This is a genomic window from Pseudomonas sp. GW821-FHT05H12, assembly GCF_059419385.1.
In genome coordinates, this window is record NZ_JBWKRS010000009.1 from 117,114 (window position 1) to 135,993 (window position 18,880).

General features: G+C 58.6%; 19 protein-coding genes and 1 pseudogene. 6 read left to right on the forward strand and 14 right to left on the reverse strand.

The genetic code is table 11. The annotated features are described in order from the left end of the window. Positions 1-61 precede the first annotated feature (61 nt). Entirely contained in the window at positions 62-844 is a 783-nt protein-coding gene (locus tag AC07SU_RS10525) for an NAD(P)H-dependent oxidoreductase (protein ID WP_101270157.1), read from the forward strand. Between the two features lie 35 nt (positions 845-879). Here AC07SU_RS10525 and AC07SU_RS10530 read toward each other — a convergent pair whose 3' ends face one another. The 6 genes from AC07SU_RS10530 to AC07SU_RS10555 all read right to left on the reverse strand — a co-directional run bounded on the left by AC07SU_RS10530 (position 880) and on the right by AC07SU_RS10555 (position 8,238). Next, positions 880-2,226: a carbohydrate porin gene (locus AC07SU_RS10530; RefSeq protein WP_494996988.1), complete on the reverse strand. Its 1,347-nt coding sequence runs from the start codon at positions 2,224-2,226 to the stop codon at positions 880-882. 72 nt (positions 2,227-2,298) lie between these two features. After that, on the reverse strand, positions 2,299-3,591 hold the full coding sequence (locus AC07SU_RS10535; RefSeq protein WP_101270161.1) for a c-type cytochrome: 1,293 nt from the start codon (positions 3,589-3,591) through the stop codon (positions 2,299-2,301). 10 nt (positions 3,592-3,601) lie between these two features. After that, entirely contained in the window at positions 3,602-5,374 is a 1,773-nt protein-coding gene (locus tag AC07SU_RS10540) for a GMC family oxidoreductase (protein ID WP_101270163.1), read from the reverse strand. Between the two features lie 56 nt (positions 5,375-5,430). Beyond that, positions 5,431-6,156, reverse strand: a complete 726-nt coding sequence (locus AC07SU_RS10545) for a gluconate 2-dehydrogenase subunit 3 family protein (protein WP_101270165.1) — start codon at positions 6,154-6,156, stop codon at positions 5,431-5,433. A gap of 249 nt (positions 6,157-6,405) precedes the next feature. Then, positions 6,406-7,413 carry a LacI family DNA-binding transcriptional regulator gene (locus AC07SU_RS10550; protein WP_101270167.1) on the reverse strand — a complete coding sequence of 336 codons (1,008 nt, stop codon included), beginning with the start codon at positions 7,411-7,413 and terminating at the stop codon, positions 6,406-6,408. A gap of 114 nt (positions 7,414-7,527) precedes the next feature. Then, on the reverse strand, positions 7,528-8,238 hold the full coding sequence (locus AC07SU_RS10555; RefSeq protein WP_256581928.1) for a major royal jelly family protein: 711 nt from the start codon (positions 8,236-8,238) through the stop codon (positions 7,528-7,530). Between AC07SU_RS10555 and AC07SU_RS10560 the strand changes: the two genes are divergently transcribed. Beyond that, positions 8,125-9,195, forward strand: a complete 1,071-nt coding sequence (locus AC07SU_RS10560) for a DUF3732 domain-containing protein (RefSeq protein WP_256581929.1) — start codon at positions 8,125-8,127, stop codon at positions 9,193-9,195. The genes AC07SU_RS10555 and AC07SU_RS10560 overlap by 114 nt on opposite strands. 140 nt (positions 9,196-9,335) lie before the next feature. Here the strand turns inward: AC07SU_RS10560 and mobH are convergent, their stop codons facing one another. Next, positions 9,336-11,060, reverse strand: a complete 1,725-nt coding sequence (gene mobH, locus AC07SU_RS10565) for a MobH family relaxase (RefSeq protein ID WP_494996989.1) — start codon at positions 11,058-11,060, stop codon at positions 9,336-9,338. A 222-nt stretch (positions 11,061-11,282) separates the two neighbouring features. On the opposite strand from mobH, the gene AC07SU_RS10570 reads away from it, so the two are divergent. After that, positions 11,283-11,480 (forward strand): DUF7740 domain-containing protein, encoded by a 198-nt coding sequence (locus AC07SU_RS10570; protein WP_101273795.1) that lies wholly within the window; start codon positions 11,283-11,285, stop codon positions 11,478-11,480. 132 nt (positions 11,481-11,612) lie between these two features. Here AC07SU_RS10570 and AC07SU_RS10575 read toward each other — a convergent pair whose 3' ends face one another. After that, entirely contained in the window at positions 11,613-12,575 is a 963-nt protein-coding gene (locus AC07SU_RS10575; RefSeq protein WP_101270175.1) for an ArdC family protein, read from the reverse strand. Between the two features lie 127 nt (positions 12,576-12,702). Further along, positions 12,703-13,029: pseudogene (locus AC07SU_RS10580) on the reverse strand (hypothetical protein). Positions 13,030-13,485: 456 nt separating this feature from the next. Here AC07SU_RS10580 and AC07SU_RS10585 point away from each other — a divergent pair. Next, positions 13,486-13,884, forward strand: coding sequence for a DUF3742 family protein (locus AC07SU_RS10585; RefSeq protein WP_101270178.1), 399 nt, complete (start codon positions 13,486-13,488; stop codon positions 13,882-13,884). Here the strand turns inward: AC07SU_RS10585 and AC07SU_RS10590 are convergent. From AC07SU_RS10590 to AC07SU_RS10605, 4 genes are read right to left on the reverse strand one after another with little or no spacing between them, the layout of a single operon-like run. Next, complete coding sequence (locus AC07SU_RS10590) at positions 13,873-15,414, reverse strand: conjugal transfer protein TraG N-terminal domain-containing protein (RefSeq protein WP_101270180.1); 1,542 nt, start codon at positions 15,412-15,414, stop codon at positions 13,873-13,875. The genes AC07SU_RS10585 and AC07SU_RS10590 overlap by 12 nt on opposite strands. Positions 15,415-15,424: 10 nt before the next feature. Next, on the reverse strand, positions 15,425-15,733 hold the full coding sequence (locus AC07SU_RS10595) for a hypothetical protein (protein ID WP_101270183.1): 309 nt from the start codon (positions 15,731-15,733) through the stop codon (positions 15,425-15,427). A 3-nt stretch (positions 15,734-15,736) separates the two neighbouring features. Next, complete coding sequence (locus AC07SU_RS10600) at positions 15,737-17,119, reverse strand: integrating conjugative element protein (RefSeq protein WP_101270185.1); 1,383 nt, start codon at positions 17,117-17,119, stop codon at positions 15,737-15,739. Beyond that, positions 17,116-17,958 carry a TIGR03756 family integrating conjugative element protein gene (locus AC07SU_RS10605; protein ID WP_494997002.1) on the reverse strand — a complete coding sequence of 281 codons (843 nt, stop codon included), beginning with the start codon at positions 17,956-17,958 and terminating at the stop codon, positions 17,116-17,118. Before AC07SU_RS10605 ends, AC07SU_RS10600 begins: the two co-directional genes overlap by 4 nt. On the opposite strand from AC07SU_RS10605, the gene AC07SU_RS10610 reads away from it, so the two are divergent. Next, a complete protein-coding gene (locus tag AC07SU_RS10610) occupies positions 17,849-18,142 on the forward strand; it encodes a hypothetical protein (protein ID WP_256581951.1) in 294 nt (97 codons plus the stop codon). The two genes, AC07SU_RS10605 and AC07SU_RS10610, sit on opposite strands and share 110 nt — an antisense overlap. A gap of 35 nt (positions 18,143-18,177) precedes the next feature. Here AC07SU_RS10610 and AC07SU_RS10615 read toward each other — a convergent pair whose 3' ends face one another. Further along, complete coding sequence (locus tag AC07SU_RS10615) at positions 18,178-18,432, reverse strand: helix-turn-helix domain-containing protein (protein ID WP_003174132.1); 255 nt, start codon at positions 18,430-18,432, stop codon at positions 18,178-18,180. A gap of 169 nt (positions 18,433-18,601) precedes the next feature. On the opposite strand from AC07SU_RS10615, the gene AC07SU_RS10620 reads away from it, so the two are divergent. Continuing rightward, positions 18,602-18,859, forward strand: a complete 258-nt coding sequence (locus AC07SU_RS10620; protein WP_101270189.1) for a LasR-specific antiactivator QslA — start codon at positions 18,602-18,604, stop codon at positions 18,857-18,859. The last annotated feature ends 21 nt before the right edge of the window (positions 18,860-18,880 follow it).

The following is an 18,880-nucleotide window of genomic DNA, read 5'->3' on the forward strand; positions in this document are numbered from 1 at the left end:
TTTGTCGTGCTCGGGGTCAGGCGTAAGAATCACAGGCATCATTGGTCTTGAGGAAATGCAGATGAATGTCCTGATTGTGTATGCCCACCCGGAACCTCGTTCCTTCAATGGTGCACTGAAAGACCTGGCGAGTGAAACCCTGACGGCCCAGGGACACAAGGTTCAAGTGAGTGATCTTTACGCACTGGAATGGAAGGCGCCCCTCGACGGCGCCGATATCACCACGCCGCGGGTGAACACAGAGTTTCTGAATCTCCCTGCTGAACAGGAGCACATGTTCATCCAAGGCCGCCCGACCTTTGATGTGGAACAGGAGCAGGCAAAGGTGCTTTGGTGTGATCTATTGATTTTCCAGTTCCCGATCTGGTGGTTCTCAATGCCAGCCGTGCTCAAAGGCTGGGTCGACCGCACCATGACCCGTGGCTTTGCGTACGCGTCCGGTGAGAAATACGACAACGGCAAGTTCAACGGCCGCAAAGCCATGGTCTGCGTCACCACCGGCACCGCCGAAAGCCTATATCAGCCCGATGGGATCGATGGCTGCATGACCCATATTCTCTGGCCGATCCACAACGGGATATTTCGCTACCTGGGGTTTGACGTGTTGCCACCCTACGTTGCCTGGATGCCGGGCAATGTGTCTGAGGAACAACGCATTATTTACCTGCAGAGGTACAAGCAGGTGCTCGAGGTTATTGATGAGGTTGAACCGCTGTTTTTTCACCCGCGTGAAGACTATGGCGACGATCAACGCCTGAAGGCGGGAGTGGTGGCCCGGTCGGGGTTCCAATGGAATCCACGCGCTGGGCAAGGTCACGACAAGGCCGCGGATGACTTCACCTGATCGTAAGGGCGCGGTTGATCGCGCCCTGCACGAGGTCAGAACAGGGTTTGCACTTCCATGCCAAACACCAGCGAATTCGGCACTTCGCGCACGCCGTCAGGGTGCTTGATGTACTGCAGGTTTGGCATCGCACTCAGCCAGCGGGTGGCTTGCACGCGGTAGTTGAGTTCTGCGACGTACATGCTGTGTTGCTCTGGCACGTAGCCAGTCGCGTCATAGCCCAAGCCACTGGCTTGATTGGCCGTTTGCGCATTGCGCAGCAGGTGTGAGCTGGCATGCACGCGGGCCACGCCGAAACCCAGGGCATCCTTGGGGCGTGCATCAAACGGGCCTTTGTAGAGTGCGCTGATTTTCTGGTAGCTGTCGACGGGAGTGGTCGCGCGGTCGTAGAACGATACGCTGGCAGTCAGGGTCAGGCCGCGCGACGGGTCGCCGTCCACCGAGGTGACCTGCTGCTTGCCCACCCACCAGTAACCGTGGCGGCTTGAAACGCTGCGGTAGTCGTTGCCGGTCAGCGCGGCGGGCTGGCTGGCGTCATCTTTGTAGAGGTCTGTGCCATCTGCCGTGCTGCGAAAGTAACCGATGCGGTATTCGCCCGGCAGGTCGTTGACGCGGGGTGTCCACACCAACTCCACCGGCACCAGCGTGCCCCTGGTACCGGCGGTGTTGAGCTTGAATCCGTTGCCGTTTTCCAGGTTGGACGGGTTGACGTTGAACGCGCCGACCTGTGCATATACCTCATCGCTCAAGCGATAGCGCAGGCGTGCCGCCCATTGGCTGATGGGACCGTTGTAGATGCTGTCGACGTAGTTGCCCGGCTGCGAACCGCAGAAGGCCAGGTTCTGGAACACGCAATCTTCGGCGGCAAACTCGTCGCTCACCGCAAAGCGGCCGGCCTTGAGGTTGATACGATCGTTGAGCCAACCTTTGCTCAGCCACAGTTCACCCAAGCGTGTGACGCTGCCGCGACCATTGATTTCCTGGGTTGACCCCATGCCGCGCGCCCTCGGGTCGTCGGTCTTTTCACCGAGTTCCTTCCCGTTGCGGTTGGAGACCGCCACGCTGAAGAGCGCGTCTTCCCAACCCATGAACTTTTGCAGGTCGATATCGGCGCCAAGGTTGAACTGGTCCGAATAGCGTGTCGGGTGTTCGTGGCGGCTGTAGCCGCCGAGCAGGCTGGTGGCGGTTTCACCGAGGTAGCCCATCTTGATATCGACGCCCAGCTTGAGCAGGTCGGTACGCAGGCCGCCCCAGTCGCCGGTCATCCAGGGGGATTCGGCGCCAAAGGCGTCGGCGCTGGCTGTGCCACTGGTGGCACAGAGGCAGAGCAGCAGGGCGGTGGCAGATCCGTGTGGCAGTGCGCGGAGAGGCTTGAATTCCATGATAGGTGGGTCTTCCTGGGTCAAGGGTGGTGCCGGGCAGGGCGCAGCGCTTACTGCCGGCAATTATTGTTATTAATGGTTCAACCATGGCTGCGCATCGAGTTGAGTGCGCGCGTGTTTCACATCGTCCGGGGTTACGCGCGGTGCGCTGTTGCCCCAGCTGTTGCGGATGTAGGTGAGTACCGCCGCGATGTTGTCGTCCGGCAAGCGCCAGTCGAAACGCGGCATGCCGGCTCCAGTCGGATTGCCTGTGGTGACCGGGCCTTCGGCCCCCTTGAGAACTACGTGCAGCAGGTTGGCCGGGTCTTCTGCGTTTACCTGGGCGCTGGCGCTCAGCGCGGGGATCATGTGGCGCACGCCTGAACCATCGGTGTTGTGGCAGGCGTTGCACTGGCTTTCCATCACGCGCTTGCCGGTAACCATTTGCGGGTCGCTTGCGGCGATAGCCGCTGTGTTGCGCGCTGGGCTGGCTGGCAACTGCTGCAGGTAGGCGGCAATGGCCTTGAGGTCCGGATCGGTCAGGTGTTGGGTGGAATATTCCACGGCTTCCTGCATTGGGCCGGAGGCCACGCCCTGGCGGCTGGCGCCGGTTTTCAGGTAGCTGACGATGTCGTCAGTGGTCCACTGGTCTAGGCCGACCTTGTGGTTACCGGTCAGGTCAGGCGCATGCCAGCCCTGCAAAGTCCCGCCGTGCAGCGCGTCGCTGACATCGCCACCGAGGACATTTTTGGCGGTGTGGCAGGCAGCGCAGTGCCCGGGACCGTTGACCAGGTAGTCGCCGCGGTTGATGATGGCGGTCACCCCGGGCACCGGCGTAAAGGGCTGATCACGAAAGAACAGCAGGTTCCATCCCGCCAGCAACACGCGCTGGTTATAAGGAAAGGGCAGTTCGTTCTCCACCACCTTCTGCTTCACCGGCGCGACGGTACCCATGTACGCCCACAGATCGGCGATGTCCTGGTCGGTCATCTTGGCGTAAGCGGTGTACGGCATGGCCGGGTACAGATAACCGTGACTACCGATGCCGTGGCGCACCGCTTTGTCGAAGCGCTCCAGGTCCCAGTGGCCGATGCCGGTTTCGGTGTCGCTGGTGATGTTGGATGCCTTGATTATGCCGAAGGGCGTTTCCAGCGCGTACCCACCCGCGTACGGCGGCTCGCCCGGTACGGTGTGGCAGGCCATGCAGTCGCCCATGGCGGCGACATATTCACCGCGTTTTATCTGCCCTTGCAGAGGGCCGCTGTTGTCGGCCTGCACGGGGGCAAAGGTGCGGTGTTCGCCGTAGATGGCAAACCCGATAAACCCGGCCGCGCCGAGGATGCCGCAGCCTGCAACGACCGCAGCGAGCTTGGTGAGCTTTTTCACGGTGTGTTCCTCAGCGGGTCAGCGGGCCAGGTTGGCGCAGGTAGTCGTTAATGATGGCTTGAGCGGTCCACAAGGTCAGCGCGCTCAGGGTGCCGGTGGGGTTGTAGCCGGCATTGTTCGGGAACGACGATGCTCCGATCACGAACAGGTTGTGGGCGTCCCAGCTCTGCTGGTAACGGTTGAGGGCCGAGGTGGCCGGGTCGAGGCCCATGGCCGCGCCGCCGATGGTATGGCCGCTGTCGTACGCGCGTGACGGTGAGAACGGTTGATCCGGGAACGCCTGCGCATCCCAGGTCTTGGCCCCGCTTACACGGCAAATATCGGCAATCCGGTCGCGTACGAAGCGCGCCATTTTGCGGTCGTTTTCGTTGTACTCGAAGGTCATGCGCAGCAAGGGCTGACCGTTAGCGTCCGAGTAGTTCGGGTCCAGCGAAAGGTAGCTTTCGACGTGGGCGTAAGAGGTGCCCTGGCCCTGGATCTTGGCGTAGTTCTGGTAGCTGTGCTGGAAGGCTTTTTTCCACTGCGAGCCCCACATTTTTGTGCCGGCCGGCACGCGGTCGGTCATGCCCATGGGCGTGGCCTGGTCGCTCAGTGCCTGGATGCCCGCGCCGCCCAGAAAACCCAGGTTGGTGTGGTCGAAGTTGTCGCCGTTGTAGTCATCGATCTGGGTCGATAGGGCGCCGGTGGAGATGAAGGGGTTCATGTATTCGTTTTCGAAATACAGGAAGCCATAGGACATGGTCTGGAAGTTATACGCTCGGCCGATGGTGCCCTTGCGTGTTTGCGGATCATACGGGGTGCCGACTTCGGACAGCAGCATCAGGCGCACGTTGTCGAACTGGAAGGCGGCAAACACCACGATATCGGCCGGTTGGAAGCCGATGTTCTTGTCCGAATCAAGAAAGGTCACGCCGGTAACGGTCTTGCCGTCGGCAGCTTTCTCAGCCTTGAGCGCGGTGCATTCGGTGAGCAGGGTGAAGTTCGGCCGAGTCATCAGCGCCGGGATCACGCAGGCATTGGGCGATGACTTGGACCAATTACCGCAGCCGTAGAACCCGCAGAAACCGCAGTAGGTGCAGGGCGCGAGATTGATCCCCAGCGGGTTGGTGTACGCTGCGCCGATGGTGCCGGCGGGGATCGGAAACGGGTGCAGGCCCATTTTTTCGGTAGTCTGGTGGAAGATGTCATTCCAGCGCGAACGCACCAGTGGCGGGGTCGGGTATTGCGAGCTGCGCGAACCTTCAAACGGGTTGCCGCCGGGTTGCACCTGGCCATTCAATACGCCGGCTTTGCCGGAGATGCCGGAGATTTTTTCCCAGCGATCGTAGTGCGGTTCCAGCTCTTCGTAGGTCACACCCCAATCCTGCACGATCAGACCTTCAGGCAGCTTCATGTGCGGGTAGCGTTCCTTGACCCGCGTGGCCATGGTGAAGTCCGCCGGGGTGAAGCGCCAGGCGTTGGCCGACCAGTGCTTGCCGGCACCGCCCACGCTGTAGCCGACCACCCAGTTATTCATGTCGCGGCCGGGCAGGGCTTTTTCATGGCGGTTGTTGCGAAAGGTCAGGGTTTCGACGCTGGGCGGGCGCAAGGCCTCGCGTCGTGCGCCATAGCGCAATTCGTCGGCGGCAATGCTAGGCGGCATATTGCGGTGGGTTTGCTCCCACGGGCCACGCTCGATCACCACCACATTCAGGCCGGCGCGAGTCAGTTCTTCGGCCATCAACGCGCCGGCCCAGCCCAGGCCGACGATCACTGCATCGGCTTTAGGTCGTGTGTAATTCATGAATGCTTTCCAGATCAGGCATGCGCCTATACGGCGTCATTGGGATGAAGTTCGATTCAGATGCGGCCGATGAGGCTGACCGGGATAATGTCCAGCTTCTGGCCTTTAAGGTTGACGTAGTCGCGGTAGTCGTAACGGGCGCCAGGGAAACCGACCATTTTCCAACCGGCCATGTCCTTGTTGCCGCCGTAGATCGGGTCGGCGAAGAAACCTTCCTGCACGTTGCTCAGCAATTGCGTGAACAACGCGTTCGAGGGTATGGACGCCAGCTGCACGTCGCCGCTTTCCATATGTTCAAGCAGCTCATCCTGCTGTTCGGCGCTCAGGGCCTCGAAGCTGTTGCCCAGGTGGGCGTGGCAGTACGCGTCCAGCTCGGCCAGGCCCTTGCGGTAGAGATACGCCGGGGTTCTCAGCGACTGGTTGCCCTGGGTGTCGCTGCCTTTTTCTTCCGGGCCACTCAGGTAACGCAACGCACCGGCGGCCCAGGGCGTGACCAGTTGGTGATCGATAAACACCACACAGCCAGCTTGCGAAGCACTGACGCTGATGTCATCCGCCGGGATCAGGCGGTCGAAAATGGCCGTGACCTGGGCGAATTCTTTGTCGGTCAGGAACATGCGTTTTGTCGGGTCAACCGGGGAGGGCGGCAAGGTTTCTTTTGCCAGCCACTTGGTGCCACCGTTGAGGACCCGCAGCGCTGCACCGGCAGGTCGAAAAATCGAGGCAGCCACACTGGTGCTGATCAGCACCATGCCGGCTTTCAACACACTTCGACGATCCATCTTTACTCCTTCTCAGGTACGGCGATCGGCGCTGGGTTTGCGTGCAACATGGCACGCTTAGAGAGCGCTCTCATTTTCTATGAAAAAATAAACGCTACCTGAAAAAGAGAGCGTTCTCATTTTGTGACGAAAAAAAACCAGCAACCGCTGGGCAGAAGACTGCTCCGTGTGCTGGCAGGCGGCGATTCTAGGCCGCGACACAATGTCGCGTCAATCCGCCCCGAGCGCGAAACGCCCCGGGTGTGCAGGTCAGGACGCTTTTGCGGGGCCGCAGGAATGGCGCAGAACCAGCTCCACCGGCATCACGTGGCGACGTATGCGCTTGGCGCCGTTGGCAATCATTGCCTCAAGGGAATCAACGGCTGTTTGCGCCTGGGCGTGGATATCCTGGCGCAGGGTCGACAGGGAAAACACCGAGTTCGCGGCGCTGGGAATATCGTCAAAACCTACCACGGAGACATCCTCCGGCACAGACAAACCCATGCCCTTGAGGCGATCAAGTACGCCCAGGGCGAGAAAGTCATTGGAGGCGAAGATCGCCGTCGGCGGGTTGGCGTCGCTGAACAGTGCGTCGACGCCGCGTCGGCCCGAGGCCGCATCATGGGTGCCGCGCAGGAAAAACGGTTCGAGCCCGGCTTCCTCCATCACCTCGCAATAGGCCTTGGTGCGTTCCCGCGCAGACGCTTCATTGCCACCGCCCAGGTGAGCGATACGCCGGTGGCCTAAGGAGAGCAGGTGCTCCATGGCCGTTCTGACGCCTCCATTGTCGTCGACGGTAATCACTGTGACTCGCGGATGGTTCACGCGCTGACTGCCCAGGTACACACACGGCAGGCTATCGGCGATGGTGCTGATGGCTTTGGACGTGATCAGCGGCGCGATCAGGATCACGCCTGCCGCCCGAAAGCGCAGCAGCCGCTCGGTCTCGTTCACTGCCGAGCCGTCCTCGGCCGAGCGCAGGGTGGTCACGGGCTCGAAGCCACGGTCCAGCAGGGCGCGATCCACGGCTTGGGCCAACTGGATATGGAAAGGGTTGCTCGGGTCGCCAATGATCAACCCGACGATGGAGGAGTGCGCGGATACCAGGCTGCGTGCGGCCAGGTTTGGCCGATAGTTGAGCTCGGCGGCAATCGCGGCAATGCGCTCACGCGTCTCGGCGCGCACACCGGGGTCGCCACGCAGGGCGCGGGAGGTTTGCGCACGGGACATATTGGCCGCCAGGGCCACATCTTCCAGGGTCGTGAAGGGTTTTTTCATGGGCGAGGTCAGGCGCTCTGAAGAAAGAGGCGCAGAGTATCGCATGATCCATGAAATGCGTTCAGCCGAACGCCCTTGACGGGTTATGTCAGAGGCGCCTGCGTTAGTTTGGATTTACTTTTGGAACGACATTGAGTGCCCTAGCGGGATGCCCTCCACCAACGTCGGCAGTGCCATTGAATAGACACTGAAGGTGCCTGAAGTCGCATTCACGCCACGGTTGAAGTTAGCCAGCAGTTCGCCCTGCGTGGCCGGGATCAGCAGGCGGCGGTTGGCGTCGATAAACAGCGCATCCGGGCCGATCAGCCGGTCATCCTGGATCAACGTTGCGGTACGACCATCGGGTGCAACGATGCCGATGCTGCGCGACTCGACCAGGCCCAGGTACAGATTGCCGAGCGAGTCGATGCAAGTACCGTTGATAGTGCCTTTGTCGAAAGCCTTCACAATATGCCGTTCCAGTTCGGCATCGCTGACGGACGGGTCATCCAGCAGCTTGCGTGGAATCTTCCACATCGGGCTGCTGGGGGTGGAGAACAGCAGCCACTGACCATCCGGGGTGATTTCCAGCATGTTGGCGTGCACCTGCGGGCGTTTGCCGTGCTCGTCCTCATACAGGCGGCCATGGGTTGCCAGCAAGGGGCTGTCCACGGGCTGACGCAGCATCGGGCGGTTGCTCAAGCGGCGCACGGTTTTGCCGGTGTCCAGGTTATGGATGATCAGGCCGCCAATGTCGGCGTCGGTGATATAGACGCGATGATCAAACACCCGCAGGTCATTCATGACCGTGCCGGGCGGCAGGATGTCCTTATCGAAGCGCAGCACCCGCAGTGCCTTGCCGGTCTTGCTGTCGAATTGCGCGACTTTGGCCGCGCCGGGCAGGAAATTTCTTCCTATGCGCGTGAGAGCTTGCGCGATGAGGAGGGTAAGATAGCTAAGAAGCTCACAGACCAAAAAGAAACTATGTCTAGTATCCAGTCGAGAATTACTCGCTTGGAGAAGCAGGTTGAAGATCTTAAGAAGAGTAAAACGGTCGATGAGATTGCGCTGCGAGTGAAACATCGCTTGGAATTGGAGATTGAAAACTACTCCAATAAACCGAAGTCAGAGTTTGAAGGCACGCGGAAAACAATTGAAGCCAAGATGGCTGAGCTTAAACCCATCTTGGATGGATATGACGTGCCCGGGAAAATGCGCGACCTGAGCGACTTAATTAATAATGAAATGGCGCGAATTGGTGCTGGCTTTGATTTCGAGCCTGCTTATATGCCAATAAACCTGAAATTTGATCTCGAAAATTTCGACTTGTGGCATGAAAGCGTCGAGATGGGCAACCTGTACCTTCGCTCTATGGGCAGTGGTGCGAATTGGCTGTATTCGCACCTGACGCTATTCCTGGCTTTGCATTCGGTATTTGCACTTAAGCACAAGGATGGGTGCAAGATCCCCCCAATACTATTTCTGGATCAACCAACGCAGGTCTATTTTCCGGCTAAGATCGACCACGGGCAGCAGGGCTTTAACGCCCTGGCCTTGGCGAAGCTCACCGATCGGGTGGAAAAGGTTGATGAGGACATCGGGTCTGTCACCAATATGTTCGACAAGCTCGTAGAGTTTTGCCAGGAAACGAAAGAAGCGACTGGGATCATGCCCCAGATAATCGTCACCGATCACGCCGATGAACTTGAGCTGAGTGGTGAAGCTGATTTCCAATCATTCGTTAGGGTCACTTGGCGCAAGCGTGGGTTCATCGCTGACCGTCCCGCGGAAGTGCCTGCATGATCACACTGGGCTCGCTCCAGTCTGGAGTGAGCCCAGATAACGTCAAGATTCGGTGACACAGGCCTCGAACAGGGAGGCAAATAGGAAGCAAGGATTGCGGCGCGAGTACAACAAACGTCTGAAGGATGTGATTAGCGTCGTTAGCCATCATCAAGCACGAGAAAAGGGTTATCTGGCGGCAGCGATTCTAAAAGTGACGTCGGCTCCGAAATCAGATAGCCCTTCAAGGTCGTTTTCTTCCTGGGACCTTGCACTTTGCACGCCCAGATATTCAAGCCGTTGCCTCGCTTCCTGTGCATCTTCAGTTTCTCGAACTCCTTCTGCACCCAGCGCCACTCTTCAGTTTCTTGATTGGCACCCTGTGAGATACCAGGAAACTCCTGAACGTAGCGTTGGAAGAGACCAGGTGTTACTAGAAACACCGAACCGCGCACCGTGTGCACCTTGGCCTTGCTGTCGTTGATGATCAACTTGTGGCTCTGGATGCCTTCCTTGACCCAATTCACAAAAACCTGACCAGGGTTACTCGAAAGGGGCGTTGGGATTTCGAGAATGCTTTCTGACGGCGCATCACTGACCTCGGGTTCTGCCAATTCGAACATATCCAGCAACGTTCCGAGGTAGTCGGTATCCTCCATCTCCGGTGGCTCGGGCTGCAATGGGCTTTGAGTTGATCTCGTACTGACTGACTTGGACGCTCGCAGTGATACAGGAGCATCAGTCGGGGGTGCATCGATTGCAACACTCACCGTTCCGCTGAAAGCCTCAGGCCTGTCTTCGTTCCCCCAGATCAACGCCGGTTGAAGGCGCAGAAAGGTAAAGGTCTGCTGCCAGTTTCCCTGCGCAACCAGAGCGGTCCAAATGGCTTTGCCTTCCGGGGTCGACTCGGCCAGCCCATGCGACTGCAGCTCGTCGAACACCGCGATGTTGGACGAGGGAATGCCCTCAATCGATTGCGACAGCAAATAGGCTCGCAATTTGTCGGTGACGGTCTTGCTGACCAGCCAGAGCGCGTCCTGGGTCAACCATCCCGCGGCACCTGGCTGGTTGAGTTTCAGCTCGTGTTGAACCAGATGACGCAGTCCGCTGATCAAGTGATGTTGCAGGGAATGAATCGGCGCTAGGAGCGCCTTGCTAGGGTTACCGCCAATGTTCTGTGCGGTGGAGACCCGGTCGGCCTGCATCACCAACTCACCGAGCACGCCGGCACGTTCGTACTGGCCCGCCAGGACATACAGCAGGCTGGCCCACAGCGACGGAAATCCACTGAGCCAATCGAGGATGGGCCGGTCGAGAATCTGGGTGTAGAGCAAACCTGCAGCGGCGCCGTGCAAGTGATAGTCGCGCCCCTTGATGTAACGAAAACGGTAGGGCTGATCCAGCGGGCCCTGCCAAGGATGCCAACGACGGCCATCTTGGCGTTCAACCAGCAGGTCCACGGCGATTTTGCCGATGTCATGCAGCAGGGCACCATAAGCGATTCCGGCGGACCAGGCATCAATCTGGGCGGCTTGATCTTCGGGCGCGGCGCCGGTGGGAAGCAGATACGACTGACGCAGTTTCAAACCACAGGCGACCAGTTCCAGCCCATGGTCGAGCATGCCGCCGAGATACGCATGGTGGTGCGACTCGCTGGCCGGGAGTTGCTGGACCTGTTCGGCGTAGCGATGGATCGGATTTAAATAGAGCTGGATGAACTGCGCGTGGGAGAGGGCGGTGTACTGCCAGATGCGATCGAGCAACTGGCGGCGGTGCTCCGCGGCTAACAAGCTGCGGGCTGACTCGATGGGCAGGTAACCTTCGGCGACGTTCACAGTCGGTGGCGGAGGGAGCTTCTGCCTTTTATGGCGAAACAGACTGAGCATCGCGACCTCCGGGAAGTGGCTGGGTCAGTGGCTTTTTAGCCTTTTCGGATAGAGCTCTTACCCTTGAGTCCCCATTCCCTTCCAACCCTTTCCCGTCCTTTTGGCTCGTGTCCCTTTGTGCGGCAATGGAAATATTGATTCTTCTAGACATCGTTTTGTTGGGGGCTAGTACGGAAAAGAAAAGAGTCGGTACACTGCGGTGCATATTTTTTGGGTCTTGCAATGAACCTCACTGACGCCACGCTCGTGCTGCTGCTTGCGGCACGTATCCATGGGACAGACGAAGCTGTCAGGGCTTCGGCGAAGAGCGTGGTCAAGAAGTTGCCGCGCAGTAAACGCGATCTGATCTACAAGGTGATCGACAGCCGGAGTCCGCTTGAACTAGTGGATTTTCTGGCGCAGAACCTGGATGCGTCATGACAGGTTGCGGGTGTTTACCCATCTCTGATTCTTTGCCTCAGAGCCCCGCGGGATGGGGCTTTTTCTGGGCGCAGAAAAAAGGGCTCAACTCGCGTTGGGCCCTGTGAAGCGTTTACAGCGGAGAGGTAACGATTAAGCTCCATCGCTCATGCATTGCGAGTCATCCATTACCGTCTGTTTCAGTTGCTGCTCCAAGTTGAGTACATATTCCGAGGCGCTTCGGGCGTGGCCACTGGCACGAAAGATTGCGCGCTTGTCAGCCTTGAGCAGGCTGAGCCAGTACTCGATGTAGCCCTCGTGCCTCAGCTCTCCCTGTATACCGGTGTAGGCACATAAAAACGCCGCGCCCATTTCGGCGATCAACTCCTCAAACGCGTAGCCTGGCGAGCCGAACGGACAGGATGACGTCACGCCTTCGCGCTGCAACCGAGTGTGATGCCCGGTCCAGTGCGTCAGCTCGTGCAGTGCGGTGGCGTAGTACCCACCTTCATCGTGAAATTGCGCTTTTGTCGGCAGTTGGATGAGATCCCCAACCGGAAGGTAAAAGGCTTCGTCGGTAGGCCGATGAACGATTTGTGCACCCGAACGTAACAGTAGATTTTCCGCAGAGCTGTTGGCCTGGAAGGGATCACTCGGTTCCGTCTCGAACAGGGTTTCATTGAGCGCTTCGAGCCCCTCCGTTTGCTCGATGTTGAACAGAAAATGCGTCCTGACAATGCCGAAGTGAGCGACCTTGGGCTGACCGTTTTCATTGAGTACGGGTTGGCCTGACTCTGTCTGTTCCTCGCGCTCCATCGGCTTATAGAGCACCGCCAGAGTGCTGTGCTCACCCTTACGGATGTGCCCACTGGCCTTTTTAGCTTGGTTGAAGGTCAGCCAACGATCTTGAGTGAACCCCTGCAACCTGGCCTCGGCCCAGAGCAACGGTAAGTTGATGCCCGAATACGGACGACGCGTGATGGCGTTGATGGGGTAGGGTTGATGATGACCGACGTCAGTTGAGCCACTTGAGGACCAGGGTTTGATCCAGGGGGCAACGCCTTGGTCCAAAGCGGCAACGATCTTGTCAGTCACGTCTTGGTAGATATCGCGCATGGCATTTTCCTCGAGAGAAAACGGAGGAACGCCTTGCCCGTCGGGGAGGGTTCCCCGGTGGGTGATAGGTTGGATTGATTCAGGTCCTGCATGTTGTCCGAATGTGGATTTGAGAGCCGAGATAGGGTTATCTGCGTTTAGCGTTGGCCTCTTCTGCAAGCGCTATCAGCAAGGCGCCAGGTTGACCCAATTCTTGGAGTAGGGTGAGACTCAATTGCAGCGACGGGTCGTGGTCTAAGTGATCTGTTGATTGAATGTGGACTACCTCGAACAGCACATAGGGCTCGTGTGGAGAGGACAGGTGAGCGCGTCATACGTGGCTCAGCCGATCGACCTGCAGCTTCTCAGCGTAATCTGAGTGATCGAGCAGTACTGCGCGTTGCCACGCGCGAGGGGTGAACACAATGGGCAGCCGAAGGGCGTTCAGTGTTTTCGGTGTCAGTGAGTCGGGCATGGTATGTCTCCGTTGAAAACGCGAAGAAACCTGTCCCGTGCGGGGAAAGATTCCCCCGCCGTGGGTTAAAGAAAAACAAGAGGGCTTATCTCACGAGCAGCGCTCGAAAGGCGTTCAGGAGAGCAGTAGGCGTTCATCACCGTACCAACGGTCACTGTGCGAGCCACCGAACGCTAATCGCACTTGGGGAGAACCATCATTGAAGTGACGTAGCCTTGAAGGTTCTGGCTACCTGGGAAAGTGCTGTCGATAACAGCGATCCGTACCTTGTATTTAACCGGACGATTTGTATGTGTCAATGACTGTAGAGACGCTGTTTCACGGAGATTGTCTTCTGTCTTCCAGCGAAGATTTTTCGGCTGGGGCAAACTGATAAACGGTCAGGCACGGGCCAATTTAAGTAGTACGCTATTACTCCTGTCTCAACCATGAAAACGCTCGGAAGAGGGCGAGACCATGCCGATTCAGCAACCTGTTCAGAGTTCACGTGCCCACCGCTGGGCGTACGTCTGTGGTATGTCGGTGAAGCGTGGTTACCGTAGGTTGAAAACCTTTGAATTCCGCGTGGTTGAGCGTGCGGAGACGGTAGGTATGCCCGCAGGTAAATTACTTGTTCGCGGGAGTTTTCTGGCTGCCAAACTGGCATTGATCGGAGGATTGCTCTTTGTCAGTGTTTGGCTGGTTACTTTTTTTGTGATGATGCTGGCTGTCATCACTTTGCTTTGGTTCAGGGCTTTTGTTGGTTCCGATCATCAAGAGGAAAGTCCAGGGCCAGACTACCTAGGTGCTGATCTCTACATTGGTGACTTCGACGACAATGGGCATTATATAGGCGACAGCAAATCATCTAATTGAGCGCTTAGCAGCACCCAATATTTGATCTGTGCCTTTGCTCGCTGAATCACTTGCGGCTTTGCTACCGTTCGCCAACATACCTTGAATCCCGGTGCCGACTGAATATCCTGCCCAACTCATGGCCCCTAGAAACAGCATCGGTAGCACGATGAACATCGACCCCATCACGTACTCGATCACCTGCGCGGTGACAGTCCCATCCATAAACCCGGAAGTGGGCAGCGACAACAGCGCCTGATTGGAAGCCGAAACCTGGTTGTACAAGGTCTCGAGCATGCTGGAGTCGACCCAGCGGGCCAACTCCCACCAGAAACTCAGCATGTGCAGTGTGAACAGCGCGAACGTCACCGTCATGACGGTCTTTAGCTGGTAGGTACTGACCAGCAAGATCAACGGCAAGCTGATGATGACGCCCATGATCAGGAACGCCTGCACCATCGGCAAGGCGGCGCGTAATGCATTCATTGCCGGGAAGTTGCTGAAGGAACCTAGGGCCAACCCGGTATTGGTGGCTAGGTTATTGAGCCCCTGATTGATCGAACCGCCACGAGCGCTGGAGCCGTAGTCCTGATACACCTGTCCGGGCGACATGGACATCGATTGCTGGCGCGGGCTGACCAGCTCGCGCAGGGTGGCGTCTTCGATCTCGTTGCTCGAACGCCCAGTCAACCAACCTTTCAGCTGAGTCAGCAGCGAAGGATCGACCTGCTCGATCAAGCGCTCGCGTAGCCCGACACCACTGTCGCTCCACCACTGCTTGCAGGTGGGGTAGCCCGCGCCATTCTCCAGCCGCGGCAAGGAAACGTCGCGGTTGTCGTCATACGGCCAGTTGACTCTCGGTGTGCGTGAGCGATCCATATCGTAGTAGCCGGGTGTGTCGAGAAGATAGCTTGAGCCGATCCAGGACGCGTCGTGACTTTGTGCCTTGTCTAACTGCGGGCGATTGGTAAACAACCGAGAACGGGAGTAGCCATAGCAATCGCGAGTGAAGTCGGCAACTTCCTGCAGCAGTACCTGACTGTCGATGCGCGAGCTGTCGATCTCCATGCGCATCTGCCGGATGTCCGGTGCGCAGGGAATGGAGGCGGTGGCCGCTGCGGTCACGCCTTTGCTCAAGGCATGCACCAGAAACCACCAGATAGGTACGTTGGCGGAGCGTTCGCCAATGGTATTGAAGGTCGTCCCCCAGGCGGTTTCCGCTGGCTTGGCCACACTCACGCCGCAGCGCTGGCTCGCCGCATCATCGAACGCCATTGACGAGAGGCTCAACGGAAAGATCGGCGCGCAGCCGAACAAGACGACGATGTAGGCCAGCCACAACCGGTTCTCGATCCGCGGTACCGAGAGCAGTCCCTTGTTGCCTTCATCCGCGCCTTGCTGACAGGCTGACAGCCATTCCTGGAGGATAATCGCACCGAACGGCGCCGCGAATAGCCCAGTGTCGGACAGGACACTCCAAAGGCCGTTGTTGATGATCCAGGCCAGCAGAGAGAGGTAAAACTCCAGGTAGCTGTTGGTGCTCATGAGCATGGTGGTGACCTCACAGTCGGGTGAGTTCGACGCAGGTAAAGAGCACGAGCCCTAATGCTCCGATGCGTTTCACGCGCAGTCGATCCTGTGGTCGATGGCGGTAGCGCCGAAGCAGATCCCACCAGAGCGCAAAGAGGGCGGCGTAGAGCAGGGCGCGCCACCACCGCAGATTGGGTCGTGCGGATTCGAATGCCTGCTGCCAGACCTCGAAACTACCCAGCGCAGTGCGGCCGATCCAGGCGACCAGTGCGGCGGTGAGGATCATCACCGCGGCAATCCCCAGACCTGAAAGCAGAGTGAATAGCGGTGAGCGTTTCATGGCTCACTTGTGCCTGGCGTCAGCATCATTAAGTCGACCGGGCTCAGGGTCGCCTTGCTCGACGGTGCGCGAAGCATCGGCGCCACCGGCATGCCGGTCGAGTACCAGGCTGGCGGTATTGGTGGCGAGCATCTGCCGGACCTGCAGTTCCGTCTGCAGCAGGCGGATTTCGCGCTCCAGGGCGTCGATATTTTTCGTCAAGGCGGTTTGGGCCGGCTCGACGGCGGCGATGTTCGGCTCGTGACTACCCGCCAGCAGGGTGCGCAGTAGCAGCAGTGCCTTGTCGAGTACGCTGGACAAGGCCGTCTCACTGGCCAGGCGCCGTGCCAACAGATCCTGGTCGGGATCGTCGCGCAAGGCTTCGATCACAGCACGGGTCACCGGCAGCATTGGGCTGGAGGCTTTAGCCAGGTTGTCGGGGGTAGGCGACAGTGAGCCGGACAGCAGCCCTTGCAGGGCCTTTAGACGTTCGCTGTAGGCCTCCTGGATCAGCGGCGTCAATCCGCTGCCAGCGGTCGCACGCAGGGTTTCGCAGGTGTCGCAAGTCGCGACTTCGCTCTCACCCAGCACGCGAACGGCCCATTCGGACTCCTCCTGGGGCGAAGCCCAGGTCTGGCAAATGGCCCCACCCAAACAGTCGCTGCTACTGATTGACGCACTGTCATCCACCGTCCGGTTATGCAGCAAGTTGTAGCCCGCGCGCACTACGTCGGAGGTCACCCGAATGGGCGTCTGCCCATTACCTCCGGCCTTTGAGCCGCCGACCCAGGACACCCCATTGTTGCCGTTATGGGCCTCGGTGTTTTTCACCGCGGCCACCGCATCGCCGCCGGTTTGCTCCAGATTGCCCTGCATTTCTTGGTTCTTGGCCAGCGAGCCCCAGCCGGCCTGACCGACCTTGTCCGCCATCTTTTCGGCCATGGCTTGGCAGGTCAGCTTGGAGCGGTCGAAGTCGATACGACCTTGCATCACCCCGTTACTCAGCAACTCATAGAGGCCAGGATTGGCACGCTGGATGATTAACGCCGGCAGCGACATTACCGCTTGGGTCGCGTTCTGCACGATGCTGCCCATGATCTGCTGGAAACCTTCGGTCACGCCATTCAGTTGGTTTTGCAGGGTGTTGGTGAGGCTCATGTTTCCGCACATCATGTTCGCTCGCCATGACCCGCCGACACCAAGACCACTGGGTCGGTAGAGCGAACTCGGTGAGCCGACCGCCGAGCCGCCACCAATGGTGTACATCACTCGGTCGTCGAGTACTTCGCCTTGAGTGCCCAGGCGGTAGTCACCTTCGGCGGCGTCGGCATGCGTGGCCATGGTGAGCAGCCCGCAGAGCAACAGACTCGTCACGCCCAACCATGGTCGTCCGAGAAGCCGACTCATGAAGCACCGCCTTCGAAGTCGATGCTGAACAGAAAGGTCTGCCCCTCGCGCTTGCAGCAGCTGTAGGGACGCCACAACGACCAGGCGTAGCCGCCATCCGAGCTCTGTACCGGATCACTGGGGAAGATGGCGCACGTGGGCTGAACCTGAGGGTAGAGCAATTGCCATTTGTGGGTTGAAGCGTCGTTTTCAACGATCGGGCCAGGCGGCCAGTAGCCGTCGCGTTTGGCGGGCGTGAGCGGTACATACACATGCGGTTGCCAGTTGCTGGTAGTCACATCGCCGGCCCGTTGCGCCATGACTGCGGCGGCCTTGAAGTCGTCGGGCTGTACCAGAAAGCCCTGCCGGGGATAGACGTTGCCCCACATGTTTCCCGAAGCCTGACGTCCGATTTCACGGATCCCCGGCATGAGCGACTCGGGGTAAAGACTTTCCGGGATGCCATGGCGCCAGGCCAGTGAGTCCAGGGTGCTCAAGTAGTAGGGCATGAATGCCGTTGCACCGCTGGCGCAGGCATAGCCGGATTGCGAAGCCAGTTGCGTTGCGACCCAGCCACCGGGATGGCCGATGCCATCGACGTTCTTGAAGCGGGGTAGGTTGTCGCGGTGGGTGTTCGGGGTGATCAGGTTGCCGCCACCTTCCGCACCGCTGATGGGAGAGGAAAGGGTGGTCATCTCGGTCCAGGGATTATTGCCGGTGGTGGCGTAGCTCGAGACCACGAGTTCAGGAATGAAATGGCGTACCTTGGTCGAGGTTTTGACCTTGCAGCCTAAGGGTGTGCACAGGAGCCAGAAACAAATACCGACGACCCTGTATGCAAGGCAATTCGGCGACAACACAGAAGACGTGATGCTGCCGGTGTCCAGCGCCATGCTAGGGCCGCACGCCAGCAGGAGGCTCAGCGCCAAGGGCCTTAGCTTTGTGGGTGGGATTGACGAGCAGGCAGCAGGCATGATCCAGGCTCTTGGTGTATGGCCTGGTCAGGTTCGGTTAGGGATTGAAGACTGTCAGTGGAGATTATGAAGGCGGATCTATCGGGTTTGTGAAATGTGAGACTATTATTTGACGTGAAGGGCGCTGCGCAGGATATCGGGTTCCACAAGTAACTGATCTGCGGTAATTTCGAAAATATTGGCGAGCTTGCACAGGACCAATAGCGACGGGTTGCCCGTGCATCGTTCGATTTGACTGACGTAGGTGCGATCCACCTCGGCCATGAGCGCCAGCTGCTCTTGGGTAAGGTTTTTCACGCGTCGCATCAAGCGGATGTTTTCCGCCAGCTGCAGACGAAGCTGTTCGTAGTCTTGAGTCATGCGCGCAAATTGCGCCTTGAGGGACTCTCAATCCACGGGATATAGTCTACATTGGCATTGATCTAGGCCATTTGATGCTCATGCCTGTTATCGAGCGTTCATTTGGCTTCGTTAAGCTTTTCGAAGCTGTACTCCTTGTCTAACAATAATTCAGAAATCTAGGGTGTGTATGGACGAAAACTACATTTCAATTCCTGCGGTGGATGGTTGCCCAAGTCTTCTGACACCTTGGGGCAACGAGTTTGCCTCGATGATCGAACGTGGCGTGCAATGTGCTCAGGCTTGGCTTGATACGCCCGGCGAGGTTCCCCTGTGGTGGGCGCTGGCGCAAACCCGCAAGACCTTTCCTGTCGGTGACTGCCAGGATGCCTTCGAAGCCGGATTCCTGTTGAGGATTCAGCAGCGGCTCCGGGGCGTACCGCAATAACCGGTCACTCGCTTTAGAGCG